This window comes from Aeromonas sp. QDB39 (assembly GCF_027707585.1).
GTDB classification, from domain to species: domain Bacteria; phylum Pseudomonadota; class Gammaproteobacteria; order Enterobacterales; family Aeromonadaceae; genus Aeromonas; species Aeromonas hydrophila.
Map to the genome: position 1 here is coordinate 42,714 of NZ_JAPCIV010000035.1, position 12,725 is coordinate 55,438.

Consider the following 12,725-nt stretch of genomic DNA (forward strand, 5'->3'; position numbering starts at 1 on the left):
GATCGCCCGCGCTACGCCAAGGAATGCCCATGAGGATAAGGTTTTGCGGTTGCCTGCTGCTGTTGTCATGCCTTGGCACGGCGCAGGCCGAGCTCGGCAAGCTGGAGTACCTGACCGAGGAGTATCCCCCCTACAACTTCACCGACCAGAGCGGTCAGCCCGGCGGGCTGGCGGTGGAGCTGCTGCAACTGATCTGGCAGCGCACCAAGACCCCCGCCCAGCCCATTCGCATCCTGCCCTGGGCGCGGGGTTACTACCTGCTGACCCAGAAACCCAACGTGGTGCTCTTCTCCACCGCCCGCACCGACACCCGCGACCCCCTGTTCAAGTGGGTATGCCCCATCGGTTACTCCGAGTACGTGCTGCTGGCCCACAAGCGCCGCCCCCTCACCCTCAGCGCCGTCGAGCAGATCAACGACTACCGCATCAGCGCCGTGCGCGCCGATGCCTCCGAACAGCTGCTGCTCAACCGTGGCATGGACGAGAGCCGCATCATCTCCGCCAACCGGCTGAGCCAGGCGCTGAAGATGCTGGTGTCGGGTCGTGCCGATCTGCTGGCCACCGGCAAGCTGGCGGGCTATGACGCCATCAAGGCGCTGCAGCTCGATGCCAATGACTTCACGGTGGCCTTCGTGCTGGATGCCGAGGAGCTCTGCTACGCCTTCAGTCGCCAGGTGGATGACGGCGTCATCAAGCAGTTCCAGCGCGCTCTCACCCAGGCGCTCGCCTCTTCGGAGTATCAGGGGCTGCGGCTCAAATACCTGCCCGCCCCCTGAGAAGGCCCGCGACCTCTCGCAGCCAGTGCGCGGCGAGTGGCGATTTGGCGGGCTTTGATAACACTTGAGAATGACGCTACACCCCACCAGGATGGCCAAGATGAAAAAATGGATTGGATTCGCCGCACTCGCGTTTGTCACCCTCGCCCAGGCCAGCCCGGAGCTTGGCAAGCTGCACTACCTCACCGAAGAGTACAAACCCTACAACTTCTCCAACGAATCCGGCGCCCCCACCGGGCTTGCCGTCGAGCTGCTGCAGCAAGTCTGGCAGAAGACCAATACCCCGCAGCAGCCCATCACCATCATGCCCTGGGCGCGGGGTTACTACTTGCTGACCCAGAAACCCAACGTGGTGCTCTTCTCCACCGCCCGCACCGAGGCGCGGGATCCGCTGTTCAAGTGGGCCTGCCCCATCGGCTATGCCGAGATCGTGCTGATGGGGCTGGCCAAGAGCCCGGTCACCATCGCCAAGCTGGAAGATGCCGAAAAGTACAACATAGGGGCGGTGCGGGCCGACGTGGGGGAGCAGCTGCTGCTCAACAACGGCTTTGACGAGCAGAAGATCATGACCGCCAACCGCCTGCCCCAGGCGCTCAAGATGCTCACCTCGGGCCGGGTCGATCTCATCTCCACCAACAAGACCACCATGCTGGATCTGATCGCCTCCCAGCAGCTGGATCCCGCCCAGTTCAAGGTATTCTGGATGCTGAGCTCGGAGCAGTTCTGCTTCGCCTTCAGCCACCCGGTGAGCGACGAGCTGGTCAAGGAGTTCCAGAGCGGCCTGACCCAGGTGCTGGCCAGCAGCGAGTTCCAGCAGATCCAGGCCAAGTACTTCCCCGCTCGCTGAGGGGCGGCATGAAAAAGGGGCCCGCCGGGGCCCCTTTTGCTTGTCTGTCTCGCCTGCGTAATCAGCTCGGCCGCCGGCGCTGGCGCTTGACCTCGTACATGCAGGCATCGGCCAGCCTCAGCGCCTCATCCACCGTGCTGCTGGCCGGATCGATGGCCACCACCCCCACGCTGGCGCCGGGGTAGTGCAGCAGGCCGGCGGGCACCTCGAGCTGCACCAGGCTCGCCTCGAACAGCCGGCGCTGAAAGCCCTGCACCGCCGCCTCCCGCGTCTCTTCGCCGCACTGCGGCCCCATTCCCACCGCCACGAACTCGTCGCCCCCCACCCGCGCCAGCAGATCGCTGCCGCGCAGCACGGTTGACAGCGCCGCGGCGACCCGCTGCAGCAGCAGGTCGCCGGTGTCGTGGCCGTGGGTATCGTTGATGGCCTTGAAGCCGTCGAGATCGATGAAACCGAGCAGCAGCGGATGCTCGACCCGCTCCGCCAGTGAAAACAGCCGGTTGAGCTCGTGCATCAGCGCCCGCCGGTTGGGCAGGCCGGTCAGCGGGTCGCTCAGCGCCTGGCGTGACAGCTCGTGGTTGGCCTGCTGCAACTGCTGCAGCAGCTGTTCGCGCTCCACCTGCTCAGCAATGAGCCGGGCAAAGAAGGCGATCAGGTGATCCGAGCCCGCCGTCAGCGGCTTTTGCTCGGCACTGGCGGCGCACAGGGTGCCATAGAGGGAGCCCGAAGGGGTCTGCACCGGGCAGCTCAGGTAGGTACGAATGCCAAGGGCCCGCGCCGCCTGGGAATCTCCCCAGCAGCTCGCCACATCCTCGGTGTAGAAGCGCCCCTCGTCGAGGGCCCGCCGGCAGAGGGCATCGCCCCACTGCACCGAGCCCCCCTCGGGGATCTGCAAGGTGGCGGCGTTGCGGGCAAAGCGGATATGTTGGGTGTCGTGACCAAGGTCGATTTCGGTCAGATAGGTGGATTCAAGCCCGGTGACCGTCTCGAGCATCTCCAGCAGCGGGCGGGTCAGGCTCTCCAGATCCCGCGCCCCGGTCACTTGCAGCGACAACGCCTGCAATATTCTGTCCATGCACACCTCCCTGCTTGCATGTCTATTCCTGAAACGATAGCCAACCCCGGGGACCCTTCACAAGCCGCGCGCCCCCGCCGTGGCACAAATTTTGCGGTTTTGGCGGCCTTTGTCGTCGAACGACCCTCGATTGTCCGGCAACGCGCTCCGTTTGCAGCCAATGCGGGGCGGCCCGGCCTGAGCCGTGGTGAGCGCCCCCTATTGAGGGCAGCCGTGCCTGTCGTGCGGCATTATTGGCTGCGGCTTGGCGAATGCTGTCGAAGGCTGGACCCATGATGGCCCCTGGCGCTCATCGCCTTTGTCAGTGGCGCAATCCCGCTCTGCCCCTCACTGCGCCCGGCGCTCTGCTTATCCTGCTTGTCTGCTTATCAGCCGGGTGCGGCGCTCATCTTCCATCACACCCCGGCCGCAGGTCAACCGCCGGTTGCCACTTTGCAGCAAAGGAGAAAAACCATTTAATTCTGATAGTTGCATCACTAATTTCATGGATTTGGATGGCCCCGCCGAAGCGGGTTCCGTAAGATGACCATCGGCCCCTGTTGGCCCCGAGTATTCATGGATGGTCAAGGGCGCAAGGTGGCGGCGACAGTCAGGGGCGGCAGCGTCTTTGGCGGAGACCAGCCGGTCTCCCGCGCCTGCGGCAAGGTACGAGGGTTGCACCCTCGACGGGCGTCCCCGTCAGCCTCGGGGGCTGCGCCCATGGCCCCGTGCGAATGCGACGCTTGGGGCAATGTGTAAGGTCGAATCGGGTCGAGTAGGGTCGATTAGCAAAGCGTAATCGTCCGCGGTAACCATCCCCTTTCCCTGCGGGAGACAGGTAGGGTGCGCATTGCACCGGGGAACGATCCCCTCTCCCCTTGTGGGAGAGGGCTAAGGTGAGGGGTTCGGTAACATCTTTGCTTGGCTAAATATCGCCGTCTAAATAGCACGGCTTCGCCGCGCAGGACACGAGGACTCCGTCCTCGACAGGGTTTCGCCACCGCTGCGCGGCTTGGCGAGTGACTTTGGAAAGACCCAAAGTCACCAAAAGTCTTCTCCCCCGCTTGTTCGCCCTCCTGCGTCGGGTTCCCTCGGTTCACCCGTTTGTCCCACGGCACGCGCCGATGGGCCATCCCTGGCCCAGCGGCACTCGCTCGGCGTCCTGCCTCGCGGCCTGGACAAACGGCCTCACCTCGGCGAACAACAGGGGGCAACACCTAACCTTAAGCCCCGAGGTTAGTTAACAACATCTTGTATCTTGTGTATTCGGGCAGTTAGCGGAAAAGACGTTATCTCTACTCCAACACCTAACCCACTGTCTGGTAAAGCCAGATAGTCACAACTATGCAACAGGCTAAAGCAACTTAGTTTCATTGATGAAAAAGTGAGCATAAATGCGACCGCACACCGTCCTATTGTTGTTTGACCTTATATTTAAGGCCGAGAATAAATATTTAGCAATGCTATAACCTTATTTCTAAAACTACGGCCCATGAGATGCTGTGACTTAAAATAGTAGAATAAGATAATTGGAAATTACATGAGCCAACATTTTGGCAAGTTGATTAGCATAATGGTGAATTAAATGTCATTAAAGCAGATAAGAATAAAAAACATACTTTCATTCGAAGATTGCTCAATTAATAGTTTTAGTGATTTTAATTGTATCATTGGCCAAAACAACGTTGGAAAATCAAACTTCCTTAAGATAATTCAATTTTTCTATTCCAAGTTGAATAGTGAATCTGTTATCCCTCCCTCTCTCAACTCCAACTATTCGAGTAAGGGATCTATCACTGTAGTTTATGATACAACACGACTTGAAGAGGTTATTAAAAGTCGAAAAACAAAGAGCTCATATCAGAAGCACATCTACAGTACACTTTTCAAAGATGATAATATTGATGACTTCTTCATGGTCAATAAACGAATAATTAGAGGCGAATTCTCATTAACACTAACAATAAATAATGATGGCTCTGTTCGTTGGTCAGACAAAGATAAAAATGTTCTTAAAGTAATAGCAAGAATATATCCGTTTTTTTTTCGTAGACACGCGAAGAATAAACTTATATGACTGGGACAAACTATGGAACACAGTAAGCCAGCTGAAATTTCTAAACACAAAATCCTTGAAGACAGAACAGATAATAAATTTCTTTGATGAAAAACTATCTGGAAAGAGCAATTCTTATAAAGATTATGTAAAAATCATTGGTGATTTAACCAAGGCTTCTCCATATGATTATCAGGATTTAGTTTTAAACTATATAAAGGTGGGACTAAGTGGACATAAATTCAATATTGATGGGTATGAATTAAATACGCAATCTGATGGTACAAACTCTCATCGCTTTATAGAGTTATTTCTGTCATTAATCATTAGCCTTACCAGGCGAGAATTCATTACCCCAATTGTTTATATTGATGAGCCAGAGCTAGGATTGCATCCAAAACTAAATGAAAGGCTGATCCATAACATACATAGCCTATATCGTAGCTTCAAAAAAAATAATACAAAAAAACAATTAGGAAAATATGCTACACCATACCCAACAGTAATAATGTCAACACATTCACCAAATATATTAAAGGCTATAATTAGATTATTTAAGGATGAGCGTGAGCATAACATATTCCATTTTACTTTAAATGAAAAAAGAATAACCCACGTCTCATTATTAAACTCAAGATTTAAAGACAAGAGATTCCTAAATATATTTAGTGACAATGAGGCTAGATTATTTTTTAGCGAGTTTATTCTTTTTGTAGAAGGTGAAACAGAACTTGAGCTATTTGGCAATCTAGAGCTAATAAATAAATTTCCATTTTTGAATAGAGTTGATGTATATAAAACAAATGAAGTTCTCTTGAAAGCAATGAATCCAAGAAATTCTAATGCATCTATACCTCACTTGACAATTTATGATGCGGACAAAATGGTCTCCTATGATTTTTCCGACAAGAAATTCAGGCTAAAAACCAAAGAGGTAAATTTGTTCGAAATATATAAAAACATGAGGTTCGCTCCTTTTTTTTCTCCAGACTATCATAACAAAAGAGTTCTAAGTAACATTATAAAAATACATGAAATCACGATTGAGCATGATAATAAAGGCATTGGATTTAAAAAATTAAGCTTTCTAGATTTCATATCGAGATGTAATCGCGTCCTATATAAAACGGACAGAATCCATATTACACCATCAACTGTTGAGGAGGTTTTAATATGTGACTCTGCCAGAAAAATAATTATGAGATGGTTGATTCATGAAATCTCATCTTTATCCGAGGGCACTCTCTATATTGGAGGGAAGGGAGATGTAAATAAAAAACTAGACCACTGGAGAACAAGACTTAACAAAGATTGCATAGATTGGATTTACTCAAATGTATTTACACCATATGAGTTTACAGGTGAGCTTACACAAGAAAACAAAGCATTTATAAAAAAACTTCAAATATTAAACTCAAAATATATTTTGAAGCTTTTTTACAAAATCAACTCACCATTGACTCGACAAGACCAAACAACAATACTCCGCCTAGCGTTAAATGGCAAAACACACACTTTATATAGTTACAAAGAAAGTCAAGAGCCACACGATCCAAACAACCCGATATGTCAAGAAGTTATCGAGTCAATAGACATTATCAGAAACCAATTATTGAAGAAATTGCCTTTTGGACTTGGTAAAACTGGGGGCTGGGTTACCTCATTCCTTGAGTTTTGCATAGAAGACATAGAAGCTAGGACGGATAGTGATGAGAGCTTTGAGGAGATTTTCACTAGCACGTTCCCCCATCTTCATGATATCCTTAAGAAGATTTCTATATCGATAGCTTAGAGGGGTCTTGTTCGCAAGATTGATATTACTATATCCTAGCCTCAACATTAGCTAACTTGTGGCGCATCTGCCATGATGCACTTTTAGTGCACGACAAGTTCGTGAAAAGATGAATTAGTATCAATATAGGATCAGAATGAAAAGCTACACTATAAATTCTACTGTTATAGCTACACTAGAAACGTGTTCTTTTTACTCTAAGGGGAAGGGCGTTGAGTCCTTCCCCTACTCACAGGTAAAAGAATGCAAATTAAATAATAAGTTTATATATAAACTCTCTGGCGCTGATACACGACAAATAAACGAAATACATGATATCTTGATCAAAACTCTTTTTGACAAACTTCCTATTAATAACGCTGCTACGGCATATTTAAAAAATAAATCTTATTTAGACTTTCTTGAGCCACACAGAAATAGCAACTATTTTCTCCGTATTGACTTGAAAAACTTCTTCCATTTCATTAATAAGAAAATTGTTAAAGAGGTCTTATTTCATCACGTATCATCAGACCCCATATCAGAAAAAACAACTCAATCCAGCTTAGATCTCATAACAAACCTTCTGACCATAACATTGCCAAACAACGTTAAAAACCTTGAATTTTCAGGAAAAAGCATTTTACCAATAGGGTTTAAAACTTCCCCCGCAGTTTCAAACATAATATTTAGAAAATTTGACATTCTTATTGAAAAGTTTTGCTCACGACATGATGTATTATATACCCGATATGCGGATGACATGCTTTTTTCAAGTTCGGACACAAGAACGGAGCAGTATATAGAGAAATCACTATTTGATATCCTATTGCCACCACCTAACACAAAGCCATTTTTGCACTCCAGTAAGTTCACTGAACAAATCGCATTTATTTTGAATTTAGGAGGGTTTAAAATAAATACAAAAAAAACTAGCATCGCCAAGGGCAATTTCACTGTTAATGGATACACCATATCCGGTTCAAACTATCCATACAAAAGTGGAACTATTAGGATCTCCAATAAAAAAACGAAAACCATATCAAAGTTAATTCATGAGTGCAAAAAAAACCTCTCCGATGAGGACGTATTAAATATTGTATTCAAATACAACCATAACAAAGTGAAGTTTCGTTATAAACCAAGCGCAAAATTCCTTGCAAAATACCACAGCTCCCAATTAGATAACAAGTTAATGGGCTATCGCTCCTATCTTATATCACTGCTTTCCTTTAATGATCGACATAACTGCATGACAGAATTATTTATTAAGAAGTGCTCAAACCTCGTCAGTGAAATAGATATAATAATGAAATCAAGAATGGTGTGATTTCAACCACCACCGCATTTTTAATACCCACAACCATCATTTCCAAGTTTAACAAAAAGCACTGATTAACCAATCTATTCAATATAAAATCGCCTCAACGCATAAAGGCCACTCAACATATCAACCCACTATTTGCACGATATTTTTGATGACATTTTCTATGTCTTATTGAATTAAATTACGCCGTATTTTTCATGCATATAAATATTTTATCCTTGAGCTGCGGTTGTTATTTATATTGCCTAAACAGTTCCCTCCAAACCAGAACGCTGCTATCCAGGCTTTTTACACCTAGGCAAAATAGATAGTCAAAGTAATAACGAAAGCCACGGGCAGGCACGGTATTGGTTCCCCCTGCAAACCGCCGAGTCGAGTTCAACGGGTCAGGAGCGCCATCAAGGATGATGGCGCAGCCGCAGTCGGCACAGGGATGTGCCGTCTGCGGCGCTCCGTCCGACCCGTTGGACGAGACGAGGGAACCCGCGAAGCGGGCGGTTTGCTGGGGGAGAAGACTTTTGGTGACTTTTGGTCTTTCAAAAGTCACTCGCCAAGCCGCGTAGCGGCGGCGAAATCCCTTCGAGGGCAAGGCCCTCGAGCCCTGTATGGCTAAGCCATGCCATTCAAGCGTTGGACGACATTCAGCCGAGGAATGACGTTAGCTCCCCTCACCCTGGCCCTCTCCCACAAGGGGAGAGGGGATCAGAGCGCAGACCACCGGGACTTAAGCAGAGCGCAGAGGCTTAAAAGGTGTCGAGGGAAAAGGCACAAACAAAAACCGCAGCCCAAGGGCTGCGGTTTTTTATTGGCTCAACCTGTTGGCCTAGGCGCCAAGAAGGCCACCGGCCTTAGGCACGGCGCCAGCTGGTCTTGCCGGCGCTGTCTTCCAGCACGATGCCCATCTCGGTAAGACGGTTGCGGGCGGCATCGGCAGCGGCCCAATTCTTGTCGGCGCGAGCCTGATTGCGCTGGGCGATCAGTTGCTCGATTTCGGCGACCTCTTCATCCGCCTCGTCACCCTTGAGGAAAGCATCCGGATCCTGCTGCAGGATGCCGAGCACGGCGCCCAGCTCGCGCAGGCGGGCGCCCAGCGCGGCAGCAACGGCCATGTCTTCACCCTTCTGGCGGTTGATCTCGCGCACCAGATCGAACAGGGCGGAGTAGGCTTCCGGGGTGTTGAAGTCATCGTCCATGGCTTCCTTGAAGCGGGCCACCTGCTCGTCGCCACCGGCAGCGGCGGCCACCGGCAGATCGCGCAGGGCGGTATACATCCGCTCCAGTGCGGCGCGGGCTTGCTTCAGGTTATCTTCCGAGTAGTTGAGCTGGCTGCGGTAGTGGCCAGACATCAGGAAGTAACGGACGGTTTCGGCGTCGTAGTGCGCCAGCACGTCACGAATGGTGAAGAAGTTGCCAAGGGACTTGGACATCTTCTCTTTATCCACCATCACCATGCCGCTGTGCATCCAGGTGTTGACGTAGTCGCCACCGTGGGCGCAGCAGGACTGGGCAATCTCGTTCTCGTGGTGCGGGAACTGCAGATCGGAGCCGCCGCCGTGGATGTCGAAGTGGTTGCCAAGGTGCTTGGAGTTCATGGCGGAGCACTCGATGTGCCAGCCAGGACGGCCCGGGCCCCAGGGGCTGTCCCAGGTCGGCTCGACGGGCTTGGACATCTTCCACAGCACGAAGTCGAGCGGGTTACGCTTGGCATCCACCACGTCGACCCGGGCACCGGCCTGCAGCTGTTCCAGATCCTGGCCGGAGAGCTTGCCGTAGTCGGCGTAGGAGTCGACGATGAACATCACATCGCCGTTGTCCGCCACGTAGGCGTGCTCTTTATCCAGCAGGGATTGCACCAGCTCGATGATCTCGCCGATGTGCTGGGTGGCGCGCGGCTCGACGTCCGGGCGCACCATGCCGAGGGCATCGAAGTCGGCGTGCATGTCGCCGATCAGGCGCTCGGTCAGGTCGTCACAGGTGACGCCGGTTTCGGCGGCGCGCTTGATGATCTTGTCGTCCACGTCGGTGACGTTGCGCACGTAGTTGAGCTGATAACCGCTGTAGCGCAGGTAACGGGCTACGACGTCGAAGGCGACGAAGGTGCGGCCGTGGCCGATATGACAGTGATCGTAGATAGTGACGCCACACACATACATGCCCACCTTGCCCGGGTGGATAGGTTTGAATTCTTCTTTTTGACGAGTGAGTGTGTTGTATATCTTCAGCATCTTATGACCACTGCCTGTGAGTAAAATGGCCTGCCATTCTACCCGCATCGCGCGTAGAAAACGAGGCAGAAAACGTGCCGGATCAGGCGCACCATCTATGCCGCAGGGCCCTGATGGGCTAGAATTGCCACCACTTTATGCCATACACCTGCGGGCACCTGGTCGCCCGCATCAAATGAAAGGACATATCATGGTCACTCTGCACACCAATCACGGCGACATCACCCTCACCCTGAACGCTGAAAAAGCCCCGGAAACCGTGGCCAACTTCCTGCAATACTGCCGTGACGGTCACTACGACAACACCATCTTCCACCGCGTCATCGATGGCTTCATGATCCAGGGCGGCGGCTATGCCCCGGGCTTCGAAGAGAAAGACACCCGCGCCGCCATCAAGAACGAAGCGGCCAACGGCCTGTCCAACAAGGTCGGCACCATCGCCATGGCCCGCACCATGGAGCCGCACTCAGCCAGCGCCCAGTTCTTCATCAACGTGAACAACAACGACTTCCTCGACTTCAAATCCGCCACCACCCAGGGCTTCGGCTACTGCGTGTTCGGTGAAGTGACCGCCGGCATGGACGTGGTCAACAAGATCAAGGGCGTCAAGACCGGCAACTACGGCCGTATCCACCAGGACGTGCCGACCGAAGACGTCGTGATCACCAAGGTGACCCTTGCCGAGTGATCTCTGCCTTCTGCGAGATGAACTGACTGCGGCCCCGGCCGCAGTTTTTCCATCTGCGAAGGCCGGCCCCATCGACTGGCGCCGTCTCGACTACCTGGCCCACGGCAACCCGCGCCAACGCTCGGCCCATGCCCTGCTCACAGCTGGGGGGTGGGATGCGCTGGCAGCGCAGTGCAGCGACCTGGCACTGGTGAGCACGGTCGCCATCGGGCTCGACCGACCCGGCAGCGATCTTGACATCGTCTGCCGCCACCCGGACCCGGCCACGTTTGCAGCGGCGCTGGCCACCCAGGGCTGGCAGGTTGCGCAAAAGGGCGCTGACATCTGGCTCGCCGAGCAGACCGTCACCGGCGCAGATGGTCACCCTTGGCCCCTTGAGCTCTACCTCACCCCGGATCCCCTCGAGCGCCTCAACGGCTGGCGCCACCTCAGCCTGATGGCCGCCCTGCTTGAGCGCTTCGGCGCGGCGTTTTATCACCAAGTGCTGCACCTGCGCCTCGAGGAAGGGCTCAAAGGGGAAGCGGCCATGTGCCACTTGCTGGGCCTTGCCGGCGACCCGTATGCCGTGCTGCTCACCCTGGAGGGCGGCGAGCTTGCCCCATTGGCGTGGCAGCCGAGGACGACGGCCCCCCACTGCACTGCGAACTCCAATACCAATACCAGTTCCACTTCCAGCCACCTCAACAGGGCCCAGCGCACTTTCTCATGAGCACCCTCTTTATCAGCGACATTCACCTGTGTGCCCAGCGGCCCGACATGACCGCCGCCCTGGTGCGCTTTCTGGCGCACGACGCCCCCGGCGCCGATGCCCTCTACGTGTTGGGCGATCTGTTTGAATTCTGGATTGGCGACGATGATCCCAATCCCCTCCACGGCGAGGTGGCCGACGCCTTTGCGGCCCTGAGCCAGCAGGGGGTGCCCCTCTACTTCATTCATGGCAACCGCGACTTCTTGCTGGGCCAGGCCTTTGCCAAGCGCGCCGGCATGACCCTGCTGGGGGATCCGTGCGTCATCGAGCTCTACGGCGAGCGGGTGGTGCTGAGCCACGGCGATCTGCTCTGCACCCTGGATGAGGGCTACCAGAAGTTTCGCCGCATCACCCAGCTCAAGTGGCTGCGCTGGCTGTTCCTGCGCCTGCCGCTCGCGCGCCGCCAGGCCATCGCCCACAAGATGCGCGGCCAGAGCCAGATGGAAAATGCCCACAAGAGCCAGACCATCATGGACGTGACCCCGGCGGCGGTGGACGAGATGCTGCGCCAGCACGACTGCCGGATGATGATCCACGGCCACACCCACAGACCGGCCATCCACGACTTCAACCTCGACGGCGCGCCAGCCCGGCGCATCGTACTGGGGGACTGGTTCGAGCAGGGCTCGGTGCTGATCTGCCGCCCCGGCGAGCAGCGCCTCGAGCAGCACGCGCTGATCTGATCAAGCAGGCTGGCGGCAATAAAAAAGGCGGGAAGATCCCGCCTTTTGTTTGCCTGCGATTTGCCCGCATAACGGCTACATCACCGTCATCTGCCCCGCGTAGAGGATGAAGTAGCGCAGCAGCAATATCCCCACCAGGCTCAGGCTGCAGATAAGCGCCAGCCGGGCCGGTTGATGGGCCTTGGCCGGACTGCCCACCCGCCCCAGCAGCTGGGGCAGCAGGATCCCCAGCCCGATGACCCCGAACCAGAACACCTGGGACCAGAAGCCGCCGCCGATGGCCGCCCACATGGCCGCTTCCCGCTGGCCGCCACCAAAATAGAGGCCGGTGAAGAAGCAGAGCAGCAGGAACAGCTCGATGGCGACGATGGGCCGCTCGAAGCGATGCACGAAGCTCACCCCGCGGCTGTGGCCATCCTCCCGAAACAGGGTGACCGCCAGCAAGATGGTGGAGGCCACCCCCGAGCTGATGCGGTAATCCCCCCATTTTTAGGGGCATTCAAAAGTAGAGGTCATGCGGCCTGTGCCAGACGCTGTTTCGGCGTGTAGC

At 53.6% G+C, this 12,725-nt stretch carries 10 protein-coding genes and 1 pseudogene; 8 read left to right on the plus strand and 3 right to left on the minus strand.

Features of this window, described 5'->3' with window-relative positions; genetic code table 11:
* Positions 1–29: 29 nt before the first annotated feature.
* Complete coding sequence (locus PG899_RS18790) at positions 30–776, plus strand: substrate-binding periplasmic protein (RefSeq protein WP_182859842.1); 747 nt, start codon at positions 30–32, stop codon at positions 774–776.
* A 100-nt stretch (positions 777–876) separates the two neighbouring features.
* Complete coding sequence (locus PG899_RS18795; RefSeq protein ID WP_043168376.1) at positions 877–1,623, plus strand: substrate-binding periplasmic protein; 747 nt, start codon at positions 877–879, stop codon at positions 1,621–1,623.
* Between the two features lie 61 nt (positions 1,624–1,684).
* Here the strand turns inward: PG899_RS18795 and PG899_RS18800 are convergent, their stop codons facing one another.
* Entirely contained in the window at positions 1,685–2,698 is a 1,014-nt protein-coding gene (locus PG899_RS18800) for a GGDEF domain-containing protein (protein WP_049045573.1), read from the minus strand.
* 1,564 nt (positions 2,699–4,262) lie between these two features.
* Between PG899_RS18800 and PG899_RS24310 the strand changes: the two genes are divergently transcribed.
* The 3 genes from PG899_RS24310 (at position 4,263) to PG899_RS18810 (ending at position 7,834) form a co-directional block, all read left to right on the plus strand.
* Positions 4,263–4,754: an AAA family ATPase gene (locus tag PG899_RS24310; RefSeq protein ID WP_182859841.1), complete on the plus strand. Its 492-nt coding sequence runs from the start codon at positions 4,263–4,265 to the stop codon at positions 4,752–4,754.
* A complete protein-coding gene (locus tag PG899_RS18805) occupies positions 4,711–6,525 on the plus strand; it encodes a retron Eco8 family effector endonuclease (protein WP_269149524.1) in 1,815 nt (604 codons plus the stop codon). The genes PG899_RS24310 and PG899_RS18805 overlap by 44 nt, the downstream gene beginning before the upstream one ends.
* Positions 6,526–6,661: 136 nt before the next feature.
* The gene (locus PG899_RS18810; protein ID WP_182859839.1) at positions 6,662–7,834 is read left to right on the plus strand and encodes a reverse transcriptase family protein; all 1,173 of its coding nucleotides are present in this window, start codon (positions 6,662–6,664) and stop codon (positions 7,832–7,834) included.
* 845 nt (positions 7,835–8,679) lie between these two features.
* On the opposite strand, the gene cysS is transcribed toward PG899_RS18810, so the two are convergent.
* Complete coding sequence (cysS, locus tag PG899_RS18815; protein WP_270697541.1) at positions 8,680–10,056, minus strand: cysteine--tRNA ligase; 1,377 nt, start codon at positions 10,054–10,056, stop codon at positions 8,680–8,682.
* 190 nt (positions 10,057–10,246) lie between these two features.
* Here cysS and PG899_RS18820 point away from each other — a divergent pair, with 190 nt between their 5' ends.
* Genes PG899_RS18820 through lpxH form a run of 3 tightly spaced genes read left to right on the plus strand, consistent with a single transcriptional unit; the run spans position 10,247 to position 12,175 of the window.
* The gene (locus PG899_RS18820) at positions 10,247–10,744 is read left to right on the plus strand and encodes a peptidylprolyl isomerase (protein WP_182859837.1); all 498 of its coding nucleotides are present in this window, start codon (positions 10,247–10,249) and stop codon (positions 10,742–10,744) included.
* Positions 10,734–11,453 carry a DUF4269 domain-containing protein gene (locus PG899_RS18825; RefSeq protein ID WP_182859836.1) on the plus strand — a complete coding sequence of 240 codons (720 nt, stop codon included), beginning with the start codon at positions 10,734–10,736 and terminating at the stop codon, positions 11,451–11,453. The genes PG899_RS18820 and PG899_RS18825 overlap by 11 nt, the downstream gene beginning before the upstream one ends.
* Positions 11,450–12,175 carry a UDP-2,3-diacylglucosamine diphosphatase gene (gene lpxH / locus PG899_RS18830; RefSeq protein WP_182859835.1) on the plus strand — a complete coding sequence of 242 codons (726 nt, stop codon included), beginning with the start codon at positions 11,450–11,452 and terminating at the stop codon, positions 12,173–12,175. The genes PG899_RS18825 and lpxH overlap by 4 nt, the downstream gene beginning before the upstream one ends.
* Before the next feature lie 75 nt (positions 12,176–12,250).
* Here the strand turns inward: lpxH and netD are convergent.
* Positions 12,251–12,646: pseudogene (netD, locus tag PG899_RS18835) on the minus strand (Nrf-like electron transfer protein NetD); the annotation flags it as partial.
* Positions 12,647–12,725: the final 79 nt, after the last annotated feature.

Coding starts and splice junctions, on each gene's coding strand:
- PG899_RS24310 (WP_182859841.1), top strand. CDS start 4,263: ATGTCATTAAAGCAGATAAGAATAAAAAACATACTTTCATTCGAAGAT.
- lpxH (WP_182859835.1), top strand. CDS start 11,450: ATGAGCACCCTCTTTATCAGCGACATTCACCTGTGTGCCCAGCGGCCC.
- PG899_RS18800 (WP_049045573.1), bottom strand. CDS start 2,698: ATGGACAGAATATTGCAGGCGTTGTCGCTGCAAGTGACCGGGGCGCGG.
- PG899_RS18795 (WP_043168376.1), top strand. CDS start 877: ATGAAAAAATGGATTGGATTCGCCGCACTCGCGTTTGTCACCCTCGCC.
- PG899_RS18820 (WP_182859837.1), top strand. CDS start 10,247: ATGGTCACTCTGCACACCAATCACGGCGACATCACCCTCACCCTGAAC.
- PG899_RS18790 (WP_182859842.1), top strand. CDS start 30: ATGAGGATAAGGTTTTGCGGTTGCCTGCTGCTGTTGTCATGCCTTGGC.
- PG899_RS18810 (WP_182859839.1), top strand. CDS start 6,662: ATGAAAAGCTACACTATAAATTCTACTGTTATAGCTACACTAGAAACG.
- cysS (WP_270697541.1), bottom strand. CDS start 10,056: ATGCTGAAGATATACAACACACTCACTCGTCAAAAAGAAGAATTCAAA.